Source organism: Epibacterium sp. ABV4_022, assembly GCF_056159345.1.
The window spans coordinates 3,256,597-3,273,908 of sequence record NZ_JBSWVA010000001.1; the positions used below are offsets into that span (position 1 = coordinate 3,256,597).

At 62.8% G+C, this 17,312-nt stretch carries 16 protein-coding genes; 5 read left to right on the forward strand and 11 right to left on the reverse strand.

Annotated features, from left to right (window positions below; all coding sequences use genetic code 11):
- Positions 1–27: 27 nt before the first annotated feature.
- From ACXAF5_RS15430 to ACXAF5_RS15475, 10 genes are all read right to left on the reverse strand, one after another.
- Complete coding sequence (locus ACXAF5_RS15430; protein ID WP_239322736.1) at positions 28–1,380, reverse strand: sigma-54-dependent transcriptional regulator; 1,353 nt, start codon at positions 1,378–1,380, stop codon at positions 28–30.
- 8 nt (positions 1,381–1,388) lie between these two features.
- Entirely contained in the window at positions 1,389–1,514 is a 126-nt protein-coding gene (locus tag ACXAF5_RS15435) for a hypothetical protein (RefSeq protein WP_009176220.1), read from the reverse strand.
- 1 nt (position 1,515) lies between these two features.
- Entirely contained in the window at positions 1,516–2,802 is a 1,287-nt protein-coding gene (locus ACXAF5_RS15440) for a c-type cytochrome (protein ID WP_474947267.1), read from the reverse strand.
- 4 nt (positions 2,803–2,806) lie between these two features.
- Positions 2,807–4,021, reverse strand: a complete 1,215-nt coding sequence (locus ACXAF5_RS15445; protein WP_474947268.1) for a formate dehydrogenase subunit gamma — start codon at positions 4,019–4,021, stop codon at positions 2,807–2,809.
- A gap of 113 nt (positions 4,022–4,134) precedes the next feature.
- Positions 4,135–4,728: a formate dehydrogenase FDH3 subunit beta gene (fdh3B, locus tag ACXAF5_RS15450; RefSeq protein ID WP_005640291.1), complete on the reverse strand. Its 594-nt coding sequence runs from the start codon at positions 4,726–4,728 to the stop codon at positions 4,135–4,137.
- Positions 4,729–4,740: 12 nt separating this feature from the next.
- Entirely contained in the window at positions 4,741–7,635 is a 2,895-nt protein-coding gene (locus ACXAF5_RS15455; protein ID WP_474947269.1) for a formate dehydrogenase subunit alpha, read from the reverse strand.
- A 113-nt stretch (positions 7,636–7,748) separates the two neighbouring features.
- Positions 7,749–7,937 carry a twin-arginine translocation signal domain-containing protein gene (locus ACXAF5_RS15460; protein WP_005674136.1) on the reverse strand — a complete coding sequence of 63 codons (189 nt, stop codon included), beginning with the start codon at positions 7,935–7,937 and terminating at the stop codon, positions 7,749–7,751.
- 105 nt (positions 7,938–8,042) lie between these two features.
- Complete coding sequence (locus tag ACXAF5_RS15465; protein ID WP_168577670.1) at positions 8,043–8,651, reverse strand: molecular chaperone TorD family protein; 609 nt, start codon at positions 8,649–8,651, stop codon at positions 8,043–8,045.
- A 14-nt stretch (positions 8,652–8,665) separates the two neighbouring features.
- A complete protein-coding gene (locus tag ACXAF5_RS15470; protein ID WP_474947270.1) occupies positions 8,666–9,316 on the reverse strand; it encodes a DUF3306 domain-containing protein in 651 nt (216 codons plus the stop codon).
- Positions 9,313–9,846 carry a DUF3305 domain-containing protein gene (locus ACXAF5_RS15475; RefSeq protein ID WP_239322884.1) on the reverse strand — a complete coding sequence of 178 codons (534 nt, stop codon included), beginning with the start codon at positions 9,844–9,846 and terminating at the stop codon, positions 9,313–9,315. The genes ACXAF5_RS15470 and ACXAF5_RS15475 overlap by 4 nt, the downstream gene beginning before the upstream one ends.
- 367 nt (positions 9,847–10,213) lie before the next feature.
- On the opposite strand from ACXAF5_RS15475, the gene ACXAF5_RS15480 reads away from it, so the two are divergent.
- From ACXAF5_RS15480 to ACXAF5_RS15500, 5 genes are all read left to right on the forward strand, one after another.
- Positions 10,214–12,172 (forward strand): 4Fe-4S binding protein, encoded by a 1,959-nt coding sequence (locus ACXAF5_RS15480; protein ID WP_474947271.1) that lies wholly within the window; start codon positions 10,214–10,216, stop codon positions 12,170–12,172.
- A gap of 107 nt (positions 12,173–12,279) precedes the next feature.
- On the forward strand, positions 12,280–13,344 hold the full coding sequence (apbC, locus tag ACXAF5_RS15485) for an iron-sulfur cluster carrier protein ApbC (RefSeq protein ID WP_474947272.1): 1,065 nt from the start codon (positions 12,280–12,282) through the stop codon (positions 13,342–13,344).
- Positions 13,341–14,045 (forward strand): biotin/lipoate--protein ligase family protein, encoded by a 705-nt coding sequence (locus ACXAF5_RS15490; protein ID WP_474947273.1) that lies wholly within the window; start codon positions 13,341–13,343, stop codon positions 14,043–14,045. The genes apbC and ACXAF5_RS15490 overlap by 4 nt, the downstream gene beginning before the upstream one ends.
- 15 nt (positions 14,046–14,060) lie before the next feature.
- Complete coding sequence (locus ACXAF5_RS15495; protein ID WP_474947274.1) at positions 14,061–14,537, forward strand: DUF6505 family protein; 477 nt, start codon at positions 14,061–14,063, stop codon at positions 14,535–14,537.
- 103 nt (positions 14,538–14,640) lie between these two features.
- Positions 14,641–15,189: a hypothetical protein gene (locus ACXAF5_RS15500; protein ID WP_474947275.1), complete on the forward strand. Its 549-nt coding sequence runs from the start codon at positions 14,641–14,643 to the stop codon at positions 15,187–15,189.
- A gap of 44 nt (positions 15,190–15,233) precedes the next feature.
- On the opposite strand, the gene ACXAF5_RS15505 is transcribed toward ACXAF5_RS15500, so the two are convergent.
- Complete coding sequence (locus tag ACXAF5_RS15505; RefSeq protein WP_474947276.1) at positions 15,234–17,240, reverse strand: CocE/NonD family hydrolase; 2,007 nt, start codon at positions 17,238–17,240, stop codon at positions 15,234–15,236.
- Positions 17,241–17,312: the final 72 nt, after the last annotated feature.

A 17,312-nucleotide genomic window follows, 5' to 3' on the forward strand; every position in this document is an offset into this window, starting at 1 on the left:
CCGGGGATCAGCCCGCGCGACCGCGGATCACACGCCCCAGCTGGCACATTTGCGGTCAATGGTCTTGCGCGACACCCCAAGCCGGCGCGCCGCCTCGGCACGGTTGCCATCGCAGGCGTCAAGCACATGCATGATATGGCGCTGCATCACCAGATCCAGATTCTCGACCGCAGCCACGCCCGTCACCGAGCCGGTACCGGAAAAGGCCTCCGGAAACGCGCCCAGGATCACTGAACGTTCGATCAGGTTGCGCAGTTCCCGCACATTGCCCGGCCAGTCGTATCGGGCAAATTTCAACAGCGTCTCTTCGTCCATTTCAAGCGCCGGCATGCCCAGACTGAGCGAGAACTGCTCCATGAATTGCGCGGCCAGTTCGACAATATCCTCGACCCGCTCCTTCAGCGGCGGCATCTCGATATTGACGACATTGATGCGGTGGTAGAGATCCGCGCGAAAGCGCCCCTCCGCCACTGCCTGCTGCAGATCCATGTTGGTGGCAAAGAAAAAGCGCAGGTTCAGCGGGATGTCGCGCTCTGCCCCCACGGGGCGCACTTTCTGATCTTCGAGCACCCGCAGCAGCGCCGCCTGCACCTGTTCCGGCATCTGCGCGACCTCGTCGAGGAACAATGTGCCGCCATCCGCATGCAGAAACAGACCGTCGCGCCGACGCTCGTGCTCCTCGATCACCCCGAACAGCTCTTCCGCCAGCCGCTCCGGCGACAGGCTGGCGCAGTTCACAGCGACAAAGGGTTTTTCCGCCCGGTCCGAGAGCGAATGCAACGTGCGGGCGGCGATTTCCTTGCCCGTACCAGACGCGCCGGTAAACAGCACCGGCGTCGGCAAGGGGGCCAACCGCTGCAACATCTGGCGCACTTTTTCGATGGCGGCGGACTTGCCCAGAAGGCGGCCACGCGCGCCGGATTGCTCGGCTGAAAGCTCGTGTTTCAGCAGGTAGTTTTCCCGCCGCAGATATTTGCGGTCGAGCGCGCGCGCCACCGCGTTGAGGATCTGATTGGCGCGAAAGGGCTTGAGCACAAAATCCGCAATCCCGATCCTGAGTGCCTGAATGGCCGTATCGAGATCCGCATAGGCGGTCACAAGAATAGTGTCGGCAAACAGCCCTACCCGGCGCTGTTCAGCCACCCAGTCCAGACCGGTTTTCCCCGGCATGATGTTATCCAGCACGATCAGGTCGAAATGGGCCTTGTCGAGAATATCAGAGGCGTCTGCCGCGGAGGCCGCCTGTTCCACGCGTTTGCAGCGGGGTTCCAGGATCTTTGTCATGAAGTGACGCATGCCGGGTTCGTCATCAATCACGAGGATCGATGCGGACGACAGCGATTCTGAGTATTCATCGCGGATGGTGGCGGAGACGTTCATCTGGCGCGTCAGTTCAGGCGCACGGCAGCACCGGAGTTCTGGTCCTGCGCGGAAAATCCTGCACGCTCCAACGCAAAGTCAGCGCCCACCGCGATTGCGGCAATGAGGGCAAAGCCTGTCAGCATGGCTTTCATTTCAGTCGTCCTCCGGAAGTTTTGTCGCGGTTTTCAGATAGTCTATCAGATCCTGACGATCCGTGGGGGCGGTGATGCGTTGCATCGGCATCTTGGACCCCGGAATATAGTGGTCAGGCCCCTGGTCGAACAGGGCATCAATGGTCTCGTCCGTCCAGATCAGGTCGGATTGCAGCAATGTCCGGGAATAGCGGTAGCCCGGCAGGCTGCCCGCCGCGCGCCCGAACAGACCTGCCAGATGCGGCCCGGCCCGGCGCTGCCCGGCATCGTTCAAATCGTGACAGATGGAGCATTTGCGCATGAACTGGCGCTCGCCGTTGCTCATGGTTTCAGGGGCTTGCAGAAAACTGCGTGTCTCGTTTCCGGCAGCCTGATGGCTGTCCATCAGCGCAATCGGCCAGCCATAGATTACATCGTGAATGCCCCCGGCCCAGATGCGGCTGCCATCGCGCGAAAACGCCAGCGCCCAGACCGGCCCCTCGCGCATCGCCCTGAAATCGCGGGCAATGGACCAATTGCGGGTGTCGATCATCATGATGTAGCCATGACCGTCGCCAACCGCGATCTGCTGGCTTTGCGCATGATAGGCCAAGGCGAGGATCGGACGGCGGTCGAGCGTGAAATCGGCAATCTGAGCGCCGGTTTCCATATCGATCACCCGTGTGCCGCCATCCACCGCGCCATAGGCAAGCCAGCCCTCTTGCGACAACACCAGACGGTTGATGCCAAAGCCCTGTTCGGCCAACAGCCGGGGTGTTGCGTCGGGCGTATCATAGACCTGCACCTGCCCGGCCATGGTCGCGGTAAACAAGCGCCCTTTGGCATCCAAGCGCACATCGTTGACACCTGCGCCCACCTTGATCTGCTGCCCGCCACCGCCGTTCAGCGACCAAAGACCGATGGTGCCGTCCCAACTGGCCGAGGCCAGAAACGCCCCATCCGACGAGACATCCAGCGCGCGGATCTTACCCGCATGACGCCCGATGTCCTGCGGCTGTCCCTGCTGCCAGCGATAGATCGCAAAATCATCGCCACCGCTGAACAGCGCCCCGCGCGGGCCAAAGGTCACCGCGGTGGTGGCCGCGTCATGGGCCTCCAGCCACGAAGGTCTGCCCTCCTGCCAAATGGCCGCGGTATTGTCGAAACTGGCGCTGGCCACGCGATCCTCATCATCCACGGCAAGCGCCATGATCGGCCCACCGTGTCCTTTGAGGGTCACAAATTCCTCCGCGCCCGCGCCCCAGACGGGCGCAGCACAGAGGACAAGGCTGAGCGCCAGTCGCCGCATCACGTCACTCCGCCGGGGTGGCGCCTGTGTTTTCAGCCTTGGCGCGTTCTTTCTCCTGAACTTCCTCGAGCCAGATCGAGTGGTGCTGATGTGCCCAGGCCTCATCCACCTCGCCAGAGCCCATGGCGTCATACGCGCCTTCCATTCCAACCGAGCCGATATAGATATGCGCGATGATGATCGCCATCAGCACAAAGGCGACGATCGCGTGCCAGAGTTGGGCAAGCTGCATCTCCTCTTGCGGGGCAAGCTCGGTCGGCAAGACGCCATAGCCAAGCCACTGCGGGATGCCGGTGTCATTGAGAATGGCAAAGGTCTTGGCAAAGAGCGGCAGTTCAAACGGGAACAGCAGCGACAGGCCGGAGACGGAGATCGAGGCCCCAAACAGGATGACCGACCAGAAAATCACCTTTTGACCGGCGTTGAACTTCTTTGCGGGGGGGTGTTTCTTGCCGATGATGCCACCGAATTGCTTGATCCAGACCAGATCGAGCTTGTTCGGGATGTTATGTGCAACCCACATGACAAACACCAAGATGAGCGCCAGCATGAAGGCCCAGGAGACGGAATTGTGAATCCATTTGGAGCCGATGAGCAGCACCGAATTCACGTCCTTGCCCAGATACGGCTGGATCGCCACCCGACCAAAGAGTGTCAGAAGCCCCGTCAGACCAAGCAGGATGAAAGATCCGGCAAGGGTCCAGTGGGTCATCCGCTCGACAAAGGCAAAACGGGTCACCGTGCGCCCGGTCTTTTCCCCGTCGACACGGATACGGCCCCGCAGCAGGAAGAACACCGCCAGCGCGGCAATCGTGCCCAGCAGGAGCCAGCCACCATATTGCCGCAACGGGCCCGCCCGAACGGACAGCCAGTTCATACCGCCGTCCTGCACCAGGACCGTGGCCACATCGCCCCCGGCAGAGACGCGAATATCGGCGGAATTGTAGCGCAACGCCCGCCAGAGTTCGGGATCGGACTGGCCACCCAGGGTGCCCAGCTGCTGTGCAATCCCGGCGGCACTGTCAGGATCGCCCGTCGCATCGCTGCGGAACCCCTCGTCCAGCGCCTCGCCACGTTGCCGCGCGAGAATGTCCTCCAGTGTCTGCGCCCCACCGGTGGCGGAGCGATCAGGTGCCACGGGGGGTGCGTCCTGCGCATGGGCAGACAGGCCACAGAGCAGGGCCAGTTTAAGGACGAATACGAAAATCAGGCGCGGCATGGATGGACCTCCCGTTGAGCCGGATTTGAGAAAGGAAACGTGCGCATAGAAGGAGGGGCCCGCCGCAATGGCGGGCCGCCTCATAGTCGGCGTCTTGGGATCAAAAGTGGGCGTCAGCCGCCCTTTTGATCGTAAGCGGTTCCCCAGCCCCAGGCGCCGGAGCCAAAGCCACGGGCCACCACACGCTCGCGGTAGACAGCGGAGACAGTGTCGCCATCGCCGGCCAAAAGCGCTTTGGTGGAGCACATCTCGGCGCAGATCGGCAATTTGCCTTCTGCGATCCGGTTGCGCCCGTACTTCTGGAACTCGGCCTGAGAGTTGTTCTCCTCAGGACCACCGGCGCAGAAGGTACATTTGTCCATCTTGCCGCGAGAGCCGAAGTTGCCCGCCTGCGGATACTGCGGTGCCCCAAAGGGACAGGCGTAGAAGCAGTAGCCACAGCCGATGCAGAGGTCCTTGGAGTGCAGAACCACCCCATCCTCGGTCTGGTAGAAACAGTCCACCGGGCAGACCGCCATGCAGGGTGCATCGGAACAATGCATGCAGGCGACCGAGATCGACCGTTCGCCGGGCTTGCCATCATTGATGGTCACAACACGGCGACGGTTGATGCCCCAGGGGACTTCGTGCTCGTTCTTACAAGCGGTGACGCAGGCGTTGCACTCGATGCAGCGTTCGGCGTCGCACAGGAATTTAGCTCGTGCCATATGTCCGTCTCCTTACGCTGGCATGATTTTGCAGAGGGTGGCTTTGGTCTCTTGCATCTGAGTGACCGAGTCATAGCCATATGTCTGCGCGGTGTTGGTGCTTTCGCCCAGCACATAGGGGTCCGCACCGTCGGGATATTTGTCCCGCAGGTCCTTGCCCTGGAAGTGCCCGCCAAAGTGGAACGGCATGAAGGCAACGCCCTCACCCACCCGTTCTGTCACCATGGCCATCACCTTGACCTTGCCGCCTTCCGGGCCTTCGACCCAGACCTGAGCCCCATCCCGCACGCCGATGTCATTGGCATCCCGCGGGTGGATCTCGACGAACATGTCCTGCTGCAATTCCGCAAGCCATGGGTTCGAACGGGTCTCGTCACCGCCGCCCTCATATTCGACCAGACGGCCGGAGGTGAGGATGATCGGATACTCCTTGGAGACGTCATTCTTCTGGATCGAGGCATACATGGTGGGCAGACGGTAGAACTTCCGATCCTCATAAGTCGGATAATCCGCCACCAGATCCCGCCGGTTGGTGTAGAGCGGTTCGCGGTGAAGCGGCACCGGATCCGGGAAGGTCCACACCACGGCACGGGCCTTGGCGTTGCCGAAGGGGGCGCAGCCATGCTTGATCGCAACCCGCTGGATCCCGCCGGAGAGGTCGGTTTTCCAGTTGGTCGACGGACCAGCAACCGCATCGATCGCCGCGCGTTCCTCGTCCGTCAGGTCGCCGTCCCAGCCCAGATCCATCAGCATCTGCATGGTGAACTCAGGATAGCCGTCCTGAATTTCCGCACCGGGGTTCGACACGCCTTCGGCCAGCAGATTGTCACCATCGCGTTCCACCCCGAAACGGGCGCGGAAACACAGGCCACCTTCGGCCACCGGTTTGGACATATCATAAAGGTTCGGCGTGCCCGGATGGTTCATCTCGGGTGTGCCCCAGCAGGGCCAGGGCAAGCCGTAGAAATCCCCATCCGCCGGGCCGCCCACCGCTTGCAGCGTGGTGCGGTCAAACGTGTGCTGGTTCGCCATATGGAGTTTGATACGCTCCGGGCTTTGACCCGTGTAGCCCACCGTCCACATGCCCGCATTGAACTCGCGGGTGATGCTCTCCACGTTGGGGGTCTCGGCGTCTTCCATCTCGATATTGCGGAAGAGACGATCTGCCCAGCCGAACTTGTTGGCGAATTTGGCCATGATCACGTGATCGGGCAGGCTTTCGAACAGCGGGTCCACCACTTTGTCACGCCATTGCAGCGACCGGTTCGACGCCGTCACCGAGCCGCGTGTCTCAAACTGAGTACAGGCGGGCAGCAGGTAGACGCCATCGGTGCGGTCATGCAGCACGGCAGAGACGGTCGGATAGGGGTCCACCACGACAAGCATGTCGAGCTTTTCCATCGCCGTCTTCATCTCCGTCATCCGGGTCTGAGAGTTCGGCGCGTGGCCCCAGAGAACCATGGCCCGCACGTTGTTGGGCTGATCCATGTTCTCTTTGTCTTCGAGGATACCGTCGATCCATCGGGACACCGGAATGCCCGTCAGGTTCATCAGGTTCTTATCCTTGCCGTCGGCGGATTTGACGGTTTCGAACTGCCCCTTGAGCCAGTCCATGTCCTCGCCCCAGACGCGGCCCCAGTGGCCCCATGCGCCAGCCGACAGACCGTAATAGCCCGGCAGCGTGTGGCTCAGAACGCCAAGGTCGGTTGCCCCCTGCACGTTGTCGTGACCGCGGAAGATGTTGGTGCCGCCGCCGGAGGTGCCCATGTTGCCCAGTGCAAGCTGCAGGATGCAGTAGGCACGGGTGTTGTTGTTGCCGTTGGTGTGCTGGGTGCCGCCCATACACCAGATCACGGTGCCGGGACGGTTGTTGACCAAGGTCCGCGCCACGCGCTTGAGCTGGCTGCCGGGGGTGCCGGTTACACGCTCGACCTCTTCGGGCGTCCATTTGGCCACTTCGGTGCGGATCTGGTCCATCCCCCAGACACGGGTGCGGATGAACTCCTTGTCCTCCCAGCCGTTTTCAAAGATGTGCCACAGGATCCCCCAGACCAGCGCCACGTCGGTGCCGGGACGGAAACGCACATATTCGTCCGCATGGGCCGCCGTGCGGGTAAAGCGCGGGTCACACACGATCAGCGGCGCGTTGTTCTGCTCCTTGGCCTTCAGCACGTGCAACAGCGAGACGGGATGCGCCTCGGCCGGGTTGCCGCCGATGATGAAGATCGCCTTGGAGTTATGGATGTCGTTGTAGCTGTTGGTCATGGCGCCGTAGCCCCATGTGTTCGCAACACCCGCAACGGTGGTGGAGTGACATATCCGCGCCTGGTGATCCACGTTGTTGGTGCCCCAGTAGGCCGCGAACTTGCGGAACAGATAGGCCTGTTCGTTGTTGTGCTTGGCCGAGCCGAGCCAATAGACGCTGTCGGGGCCGCTTTCATCGCGGATCGACATCATCTGGTCGCCGATCTCGTCGATGGCCTGTTCCCAGCTGATGCGCTTCCACTCACCACCTTCTTTCTTCATCGGGTATTTCAGGCGGCGCTCGCCGTGGGCGTGCTCGCGCACCGAAGCGCCCTTGGCGCAGTGCGACCCGAGATTGAAGGGGCTGTCCCAACCCGGCTCCTGACCGGTCCAGACACCGTCCTGCACTTCTGCCAGGACCGTGCAGCCGACAGAGCAGTGGGTGCAGACGGATTTGATGACTTCCACCTCACCCGTCGCAGAGGCCGCGGCATTGGCCTGCGTCACCGTTCCGCCGGTGGCGCTGATCGCCGCAAGCCCGCCGATGGCGAGGCCAGATCCGCGCAGGAACGCGCGGCGGTCGACGGCTGTGTCGCCAACCTTGGACAGGATACTGGTCCGCTGGGGGCGTCGCGCAACCCCGTTGGTCTTTTTCCTAAGCATTTTAAAACCTCCCTTGCTTGTCCCTGCAGTCAGGAACGCGCTGGGTTTATCGAGAAACCTTTGCTCAGTCGGGCGTCACGCAACCAGTCGGCTCAGGCATGAAAGGCATCCGGTCAGAACCGGGTGCTGTCGTAATAGGCGCGGGTATGCGCGGTATCCTGCATCTTGTTCGATGACAGATCCGGGGTTGCGGCCTCGGCCTCGCCTCCGGTGGTTGCAAGGGCCACCGCCGCTGCGGGCGTGGTGGTTGCAGCCAGTTTCAGAAAGTCGCGGCGGCTTGCGCCATCCTCTTTCCGTGACATGTGGATCCTCCTCCTCTTTTGGTCTTCAGGTCCAGTCGTTCGGGCGTCCGGGCCACCCTGCCCTGCGCCTGCCTCCTGCCGGCGCCTCGTCGTGGATCAGAGAGCTCAGCCCCCCATCCGAAATCCTTCGGCCTCAATCTCCATAAAGGCCCGCCCCACTGCGCCGACCGAGGCATACAGCACGGAGTTCTTTGCGCCCTCGAGGTCGGCAAAGAAATGCGCGGCCCAGGGGCCGATGTGTTTGTTGAAAAAGGTTTTCTGCTCCTCAAGCGACGTGGCCGCACCAAACCGGCCCACGATCATCGCCCCCATCATCTCCATCAGGGAGGCAATGTTGTCTTCGGGTTCAAACACATTGGGCGCGCGGCTCAATCCCCGGGCACTCATGTCCTTGCGCAGCGCTGCCAGCGGTTTCTCATTCAGGAAACCCGTGAGGTAATAGCTCGCATAGGGCAGCAACTCCCCCCGACCCAGACCGATGAACAGCGCGTTGAACTCGCGTTCGGCGCCGGCGGGCTTGGTGCGTTTGGCCACCCGTGCCAGCTGGGTGATTGCCTGCCCCAGCGGCGTCTCATCCCCGGAGAGCCCAGCCGTCTGTTCCAGCAGCATCTCGCTCGGGGGGGCGGCCAGCATCAGGCCAAGGTAATTGTAGAGATCCGCGCGCAGCCGATCCTCTTCGCTGACCCGCTCTGTGGTCACGGCGGCGTCTGTCATCGGGCTCTCCTGTGTCATGGTGTTGCCTCCGCATCCGCAAAGACAAAGCGCATCCGGCGCGATGTCACCTGTGGCGGGGTATCCTCGATCTGCGCATCTTTCTGCGCCAACTCATCGGCTTGCACCACTTCGGCCTCGGCAGAGGCGACGGGCGCAGCGGCTGCTTCGGCGTTTTCCTCTGGCGAAATGGTGTCCTCTTGCGCATCAGAGGCTGCAACGTCCGGTGCCACGTCATCGGCGTCTTGTGCCGCCGCTTCACGCTCTGCCTGGCGGGCCAGCTCCTCCACATGGGCGGTCATGCCTTTGCCGACCTGATAGGCGGTCTGGATGTTTTCCACCGCCATCGCCGCATCTGTGAAATCCTCGCCATAGTCGATCAGTCCGTCGACGTTCGCCAGAACCGGGTTGGTGACCCAGAGCCGACGCAACGCGCGTGTCTTGAGACGTGCGGGAACGGCTTCGGTGAGAAACGCCTTGAAATCATCCCCCGGCCCCAGCGTATCCGGGTCCGGCAGATCCAACTCGGCGAGCAGCTCTGCATCGCTGCGCTCTGCCAGTTCAGCGTCCCGCGCCTGCGCCTCGGCCTGCTTCAGCGCGCGGGCTTCCTGCGCCTCTTCCGCCTCAACCGCGGCGCGACGGCGGGACCAGAAATCGTGCGCACTCATTGCAGGCGCTCCTTACGGGCCTTGGCCGGGGCGCGATACACATCCGTCAGTTGCGGAATGCGCGCATCGCCCACGCCGTCCTCCTCCAGATCCACGCGCTGGCGGTCGCGACGGCGCTTCTTGAACTCTTCTTCCTTGAAATGCGCGAGGGTGAAGTCGCGCACCCATGCCACCAGACCCGCAGGCATCTCGACCTTCTCGACCTGATCCTCGCCGGTGTCGGCATAGTCCTGCGCCTCAAACGGCGAGGCCGTGACCAGCGTCACCGACGGGCGGGCATCCGGCCCTGGTCGCATCACCACGTAGATACTCGGCGGACTGGCCGTGAGACCCTGCATGTAAGCCTCGGCATCGGCGCGGTGCAATTCGAGCGGCAGCGTGGCCGCGTGAAACTCGCAGGCCTCGCCTTCCTCGCGCATCAGGCTCCAATCGGCATCAGCGGCTCCGGGCAGCACCGCCACCACACGCCACGCCCAACGCGCCCAGGGTGTCACCCCCGGCGTGCGCCGGATCACGACCCCAAGCGGCATCACGTCCATCTTTGCGTAGTTCTGGTCCACGACCCATCCCTGACTTTTCTTGCGTAAGCTTGCCGCAAACCACACCGTGGACAAAAGCGAGCAGTTCACCACCTGCCCGGATTTTGGCCATCACTGGACAATTTGGCGGCGCCATTGCAAGGCAACCCGCCGAAGCGGACGAATTGTCTATTTCTAGTTTTTTTATCAGGCATTCAGTTTTTCTGATCGCTCGGCGAATCACCCTGCGGAACCCGGTCGGCGCGGCCAGAAACCGCGTCTTCGCGGCGGTTTACGTTCTGGCAAAAACATGCCTAGGGTATACCTCAAGACCCAGCGCAGAGCCCTGAATGCCAGCCTGACCGCCAGCGAGGAAAATATGCCCAAGCAGTTGATATTGTGTGATTGTTCAGGATCACAGCCGCTCGATTCAGAGGCGCTTAGCGCGGCCTCGGGACTGCCGTGTTCAAAGGTGCATTCCAGCCTCTGCACAACCCAATCCGAGGCCGCTGCCACCGCACTACAGGACCCGGACGCAATTTTTTGTTGCGGGCAGGAAAGCCGCTTTTTCACCGCCCTGGCCGAGGAATTGGGTCGGGAGGCCCCCCGGTTCCTCGACCTGCGGGACCGGGCCGGATGGTCCCAAGAGGCGCAGACCGCAGGCGATGTACTACCCAAAATGTCCGCCTTGGTGGCCGAGGCGCAGCTGGATATCCGCCCCGCCAAGAGCGTCGATGTGATCAGCGAAGGTCTGTGCCTGATCGTCGGCTCTGCGGATGTGGCGCTGCCTGCCGCCGAGAAGCTACAGGATATCCTTGGTGTTACGGTCCTGCTGACCGATGAAGCCGCGCCGCCGCTCAGCCGCGGGTTCGACGCAATCCGAGGGCAGCTGCGCAGCGCGCGCGGGGCGCTTGGCAGTTTCGAGGTGACGGTGGACGCGCTGCAATCGCTTGATGTCACCGGGCGTGACTGGACGTGGAGCGCGCCCCGCGACGCAGGCCGCTCCGAGTGTGATGTCATCCTCGACCTGCGCGGTGACGCCCCCCTGTTCCCGGCCCCCGAGAAACGCGAAGGCTACCTGCGCGCAGACCCGAAATCGCCGGTCGCAGTGGCGGACGCGGTGCTGGCCGCCAGCCAGATGGTCGGCACCTTTGAAAAACCGCTCTACGTGAAGGCGGAGCCGCTGCTTTGTGCCCATTCCCGCGCACGTCAAATCGGATGCACCCGCTGTCTGGATGCCTGCCCCACCGGTGCGATCACGCCCAATGGTGACAGCGTTGCCATTGATCCCATGATTTGCGCAGGCTGCGGCGCCTGTGCTTCGCTCTGCCCGTCCAGCGCCATCACCTATGATGCGCCCCCGGCTGAGAGCCTGTTCCTGCGTGTTCAAACCCTCGCCAAGGCCTATCTGACGGCAGGTGGCGACACGCCCCGGCTGCTGGTGGTGGACGCCCATGGTGCCGAGATGATCCGCCTCGCCGCGCGGTTTGACCGAGGCCTCCCCGCAAGCGTCATTCCGCTGGAGGTCGAGGCCTTCAACACCTTTGGCCATGCAGAAATCCTCGCGGCGCGTGCCGCTGGGTTCCGCGAGGTTTGCCTGCTGCCCGGGCCGCGCGCCGATCTTGAGGTTCAAACGCGCGAGGTTGATCTGGCCAATGCGATTTCCACTGATGCCGCGCGCCTGCTGCACGCGGCAGAACCCGAGGCGCTGTGTGATGCGCTCTACGAGATCCGCGATCTGCCCGCAGCCCCCGCGACAGTCCAGCGCCCCATGGGCACCCGCCGCCAAATCACCCGACAGGCCGCATTGGCCCTGAACGCCGCTGACACAGAATTGCCGCTGCCAGAGGGGGCGCCCTACGGCGCGGTGCTGGTCGATCAGGATGCCTGTACCCTGTGCCTGTCCTGCGTGTCGCTCTGCCCGTCGGGGGCGTTGGGGGACAACCCGGACCTGCCGCAGCTGCGCTTTCAGGAAGATGCCTGCCTGCAATGCGGTCTCTGCGCCACTGTCTGCCCGGAGGACGCTATCGCCTATGAGCCGCGCCTGAACCTTGCCCCCTCGGCGCTGGATCAGGTGGTTTTGAATGAAGAAGAGCCCTTTGCCTGCATCGAATGTGGCAGCCTCTTTGGAGTCAAATCCACCGTCGAGCGGATCATGGAAAAGCTCGCAGGAAATCATGCGATGTTTGCCAATCCGGATGCCGCCAGGATGATCCAGATGTGCGATGACTGTCGCGTGAATGCACAGTTCCACCAAAAGGATTCCCCCTTTGCGGGCAAGGACCGTCCCCGCGTGCGCACCACTGAGGATTATCTCAGCACGCGGCGCGACCATTGAGGCAAACTTGCGCCACTGAGCCCTTTTAACCCGCGCGCGCAGCAGGCACCATGCAGGCACGTGACCTGACCCGGCCAACCACCAGACCAACCAAGGAGTAGACCCGCGTGTCCATCACCCGCGACGCCGTCCTCGACGCCCTGAAGACCCTGAAAGACCCCGCGAGCGGCAGCGATATCGTCGCCGCAGGCATCATCCGCGCCCTCACCATTGAAGGCAGCAATGTGCGGTTTGTGCTGGAAATTGACCCGGCCAAATCCGAGGCCTACGCGCCAGTGCGCGATCAGGCCGAGGCTCAGGTGAGCAACCTCGCGGGTGTTGAGAAAGTCTCGGCCCTGATGACGGCCCATAGCACCAAAGCCCCGCCGGATCTCAAATCCAACAAGCCCGCAGAGCCGCAAGGCCCGCAAAAGATCCCCGGCGTCGCAAAGATCATCGCGGTCGCCTCGGGCAAGGGCGGCGTCGGGAAATCCACCGTTTCGGCCAACCTTGCCTGCGCCCTCGCGCAGGCCGGCAAACGCGTGGGTCTCTTGGATGCGGATGTCTACGGCCCCTCGCAACCGCGCATGCTGGGTGTCTCTGGCCGCCCGGCCAGCCCCGACGGCAAGACAATCCTGCCGCTGCGGAATCACGGCGTCACAATGATGTCGATCGGTCTGATGACCAATGACGATCAGGCCGTGGTCTGGCGCGGCCCGATGCTGATGGGGGCGCTGCAACAGATGATGATGCAGGTGCAATGGGGCGCGCTCGATGTGCTGATCGTGGACCTGCCGCCGGGCACCGGCGACGTGCAGATGACACTGGCGCAAAAGGCGCAGGTGGACGGGGCGATCGTGGTCTCCACCCCGCAGGATGTGGCCCTGATTGATGCCCGCAAAGGTATTGATATGTTCCACAAGTTGAACGTGCCGATCCTCGGCCTCATTGAAAACATGTCGACCCACATCTGTTCCAACTGCGGCCATGAGGAGCATATCTTTGGCCATGGCGGCGTTGCGGCGGAGGCTGAGAAACTGAACGTACCGCTCCTGGCTGAGGTGCCCTTGCATCTGGATGTCCGCTTGGCGGCGGATGGCGGCGCGCCCATCGTGGTCTCCAAACCCGACAGCACACAGGCTCGTGCCTTTCAGGACATCGCCGCAGCCCTCGTGGAGCGCGGCGTCGTATGAACGAGACTGTCACCTTCCCCCCTCTGATGACGGGCGAGGCCGCAGGTCCGGGACAGGAGCCGTTTGATCTCGCCTGCCAGAAGGCCGAGCTGGGCGTCGATGCCGGGCTTGTGGTCTATGACCTCGGCACTGACATCTTGCGTGCCGCACTGGTGCTCGCCCCCGAAGTGCGGCTGGCCAAGGCCATGGCGATGCTGCCCGTTTGCGGCCTGGGCTTTCAGAACGCCCTTGGCGCGCTGGCCCCGCCTGAAGTTGCCGTGCATCTGGACTGGGACGGTGGATTGTTGATCAATGGCGCGCGATGCGGACGCCTTCGCGTCGCGGCCAGTACCGATGCGCCCGACGCCCAGCCGGACTGGCTGGTTGTGGGCTTGGACCTGCCGCTCTGGCCTGCCGGCGACGGGGGCGACACCCCGGATCAAACCGCGCTCTATGCCGAAGGCTGCGCCGATGTGGCTGCGCCGCGCCTGCTGGAAAGCTGGACCCGCCACTGCCTGCATTGGATCAACCGGTGGGACGAAGGCGAACTTAAAGCGCTTCATGCAGAATGGCGCGGGCTTGCGCATGGCATCGGCGAAGATCGCCAGCAAGCCGGGCTGAGCGGGACCTTCCTTGGCGTCGATGAGGATTTCGGAATGCTCCTGCGCGACGACACAACCACCCATCTGATCCCGCTCACCACTGTTCTGGTGCAGGACTGACAGGAGAAAGACGCGATGAAACTGGCCCGTGCCATTCATTTTGACGAAAGCGACATGAACGTCTTTGCCAGCCCCGCCCGCACCGGGGAATGGTGTATTTCCGGCGGGTTTGAGTTCTCCAACTGGAGCGAGGGTGACCTTGTTGGCAAACAACGTCAGGCCTTTGCCAATGGCTGGATGGGGCTGGAGACTGCGGGTCGGGTGACATTTGTCGCCGTAACCCAGATCGAGGCCGAAGAGGTCACCACGCTGATCGAACAGCTCGCCCGGCATTTCATGGAGACCTATGGCGCGCCGGATATGGCCAGCGCCCGCCCCGTGGCCGAAGCCGAGATCGACCATATGGCAGAGCTTTGCGAGGATCACGCCCCCAACACGCTGCTGACAGTCGCGCGCGACCTGACCGAGGCTGGCGTGCGCGAGAGTTTCCGCGTGATCGAAGCCCAATCCGCAGGGCTGGAGCAATTCGCCATCCATGTGACGGACGACTGAACCACGGTGTCCCCGGTTAGCAGCAAACGCGATAACGCATTAAGGATTCCGCATCTATTGCGCAGTAGCTTTGCGCCAACCACGTTTGTTTAGGACATCTTTCATGCTGAAATCTATCGCTGCGGCGCTCGCCTTGTCTCTTATGGGTGGCCTCGCGCAGGCCTCGACGCTGTTCCTTGAGGCCGGCAATTGGGCTACGGTCTACAAGGGCAAAACCTGCCACGTCTATACGCTCTCCTCCGCGCGCGACACCTCCGGCTATCTGGAGTTCACGTTCGAAAACAACGGTCTGAATGCCAGCTTCGACTATATCTACACGCCTTACGGCCCTGACGAGGTCGAGGCTCCCTGGGATGAGGCAGCAGATAGTGTGACGCTTTATCTGGGGGATGAGCCGGTGTGGTTTGGTGACGAGATGTTTTTCTACACCGCACCGGGCTTCACCTATGGGGCGAGCCTGACACCGGGCTTCATCTCGGAATTGATCGGCGCCATGCTCGCCACCAAGGGTGATTTTAGCTTTGCGGTGGATCGCGCAGCCGAAGGAGAAACCTGGCTTTACGGTGGTTTTTCCCTCTCCGGGCTGGATCAGGCCTTGGCCAAAGCGGGCGAGATGTGCCAATTCGACCCGCGCGCCCTGCCGCAATCCTGACGGGCGCGCTTTGATCCAACTCGGTGGCCCCTTTGGGCCCACCGTCAGAGACAGCCGCGCGGGATGACCTCGGTCCACTCGCGCGTCAACACCACCTCTTCACCTTCATAGGCTTTGATCCCGCGCCAGAGGGTGAAAGTCTCGGTGTCGCAATGCATCGAACTGTCGGTCTCGATCCGCACGCCCCAGTCCTCCTGATCGCCTTCGCCATCGCGGCCAAAGTTGAAGACCCAAGCACAGTCAAACCGCGCGCTGGCCGGATCATCGGGGTGGATCGCATAGCGCATCCGCACGTTACTGGCGACACGCTGGCCATGGGTCAGATCCTGCGCCGCGCCATAGCTGTCAAAGCTTTCCAGCACATGGGTCCCGTCCGCCTCAACACGTGTCTCGGCCTCGCCCCACGGTTTTTCCAACACCTCGGCCTGATACTTCGGGTAGTCACGCGCCGCGCACGGAGCCTGGGCCTCAATCTCAACCTCGACGCGGCGCTCCGGCAAGATCAGCGCGCACCCGTCCAGATGCAGCGTGATCTCGGCAGCCTCCGGCGCGGGCCAGACAATCGGCCAATAGGAGGTCGACAGTGCCAGCCGCAATTGATGCCCCGCCAGCACCCGATGCGCGCACTCATTCAGCTCAAACTCCACCTCATAGCGCTTGCCCGGCTCCAACCGCGTTGCCACCTCATGGCTGTCGTCATGGCACAGGTTGCGGGGGCGATAGGTGATGCGCTGCGACTGCCCAGAGGGCGCCACATCGCACAACCGCGCCACCACCTGCGCGACGGGTTTGTCGACACTGAAGGCCAGTCGCACGCGCGGACGGCCCAGGATCTCCATCGGGGCGAGCAACGCGGTGCTGTCAAAACAGGTCGAGGCCCGATCATCCACGCTCTGGTCGCCGGGGCGTTCATTATCGATCCGGATACCGGGGCAGAAATAGCCGCCCGCCTGCCCAACGGTCGCCGGGCTATGGACCCTTGCCGTACCCGCCTGCGGCTCGGGTGCAAATCCCCCCTCCGCCAGCGGCCACTCCACGTCCATAACATTGGGCGAGGGCCACTGCGCTTCGGCCACCCAACGGCCGTTCTGCGGCAGGTTCTTCGGGCTTGGCGCGGTGAACTCCTGCATAAAGACCCGGTAGTCGGGCAAGGCCGCTGCCCCGGCGTCCTCACCTTTGAGGTACTGATCAAACCAGCGCAGCACCTCGCCATGAAAATCCGCCGCCTCGATCTGAGAGATATGAGCATAGCGGTGTTCCCACGGCCCCATCAAGGCCTTGGCCGGCGCGCCGGTCATCTTTGCTGCCAGCGCCGGCGGGGCGTTCACATAGGCATCGGCCCAGCCGGTGATTGCCAGCACCGGCGCCTCAATCGCCGACCAGTCCTCGCAAACGGAGCCATGTTTCCAGAACGCATCCCGCGTCTGATGGCGCAGCCAATCCGCCGCCATAAAGGGCAGATCGTTGATCCGGCCCAACCATTCCGCGCGCCAATCCGTGCGCAGCTTCGGATCCAGTGGCCGGGTCATATAGGCGAACATCTGGCTCGCCCAGTTCTTGTTATCGCTGAGCAGGCAGCCCCCCATATAGTGGATATCGTCAGCATAGCGATCCACGGTAGAGGCCACCGAAACCACCGCTTTCAAGGCCTCCGGTCGGCGATACGCCATTTGCAAGCCATTGAACCCGCCCCAGGAAATCCCGATCATGCCGACCTTGCCCGTTGACCAGGGCTGCTGCGCGATCCACTCCAGCACCGCCTCACCATCCGAGAGTTCCTGCTCGGAGTACTCGTCATCAAAGCGCCCGTCGCTGTCACCGGAGCCGGTGATATCCACCCGCACGCAGGCATAGCCATGGGCGGCAAACACCGGATGCGTCGTGGCGTCGCGTGGGGCCGTGCCATCGCGTTTGCGGTAGGGCAGATATTCAAGGATCACCGGAAACGGGCCTGCGCCTGCGGGCTGCCACATCCGCGCCGCAAGCCTGCGCCCATCGGGCAACGGGATCCACAGGTGGTCTGTCACGGTGATGGGAGTCTGCGCGGACATGTCGGCCTCGTTTCCTTATGCGTTTGGGCAGAGTGTGCGCGAAATCCGAACAGGGTGAAACTGCGCACTTGT

What these genes read in the sequence shown, in the direction of transcription:
- ACXAF5_RS15435 (WP_009176220.1), bottom strand. Translation starts at nt 1,514, where the DNA reads ATGAAAGCCATGCTGACAGGCTTTGCCCTCATTGCCGCAATCGCGGTG.
- ACXAF5_RS15430 (WP_239322736.1), bottom strand. Translation starts at nt 1,380, where the DNA reads ATGAACGTCTCCGCCACCATCCGCGATGAATACTCAGAATCGCTGTCG.
- ACXAF5_RS15480 (WP_474947271.1), top strand. Translation starts at nt 10,214, where the DNA reads ATGCCCAAGCAGTTGATATTGTGTGATTGTTCAGGATCACAGCCGCTC.
- fdh3B (WP_005640291.1), bottom strand. Translation starts at nt 4,728, where the DNA reads ATGGCACGAGCTAAATTCCTGTGCGACGCCGAACGCTGCATCGAGTGC.
- ACXAF5_RS15465 (WP_168577670.1), bottom strand. Translation starts at nt 8,651, where the DNA reads ATGACAGACGCCGCCGTGACCACAGAGCGGGTCAGCGAAGAGGATCGG.
- ACXAF5_RS15460 (WP_005674136.1), bottom strand. Translation starts at nt 7,937, where the DNA reads ATGTCACGGAAAGAGGATGGCGCAAGCCGCCGCGACTTTCTGAAACTG.
- ACXAF5_RS15490 (WP_474947273.1), top strand. Translation starts at nt 13,341, where the DNA reads ATGAACGAGACTGTCACCTTCCCCCCTCTGATGACGGGCGAGGCCGCA.
- ACXAF5_RS15445 (WP_474947268.1), bottom strand. Translation starts at nt 4,021, where the DNA reads ATGCCGCGCCTGATTTTCGTATTCGTCCTTAAACTGGCCCTGCTCTGT.
- ACXAF5_RS15440 (WP_474947267.1), bottom strand. Translation starts at nt 2,802, where the DNA reads ATGCGGCGACTGGCGCTCAGCCTTGTCCTCTGTGCTGCGCCCGTCTGG.
- ACXAF5_RS15500 (WP_474947275.1), top strand. Translation starts at nt 14,641, where the DNA reads ATGCTGAAATCTATCGCTGCGGCGCTCGCCTTGTCTCTTATGGGTGGC.
- ACXAF5_RS15495 (WP_474947274.1), top strand. Translation starts at nt 14,061, where the DNA reads ATGAAACTGGCCCGTGCCATTCATTTTGACGAAAGCGACATGAACGTC.
- ACXAF5_RS15475 (WP_239322884.1), bottom strand. Translation starts at nt 9,846, where the DNA reads ATGCCGCTTGGGGTCGTGATCCGGCGCACGCCGGGGGTGACACCCTGG.
- ACXAF5_RS15505 (WP_474947276.1), bottom strand. Translation starts at nt 17,240, where the DNA reads ATGTCCGCGCAGACTCCCATCACCGTGACAGACCACCTGTGGATCCCG.
- ACXAF5_RS15470 (WP_474947270.1), bottom strand. Translation starts at nt 9,316, where the DNA reads ATGAGTGCGCACGATTTCTGGTCCCGCCGTCGCGCCGCGGTTGAGGCG.
- ACXAF5_RS15455 (WP_474947269.1), bottom strand. Translation starts at nt 7,635, where the DNA reads ATGCTTAGGAAAAAGACCAACGGGGTTGCGCGACGCCCCCAGCGGACC.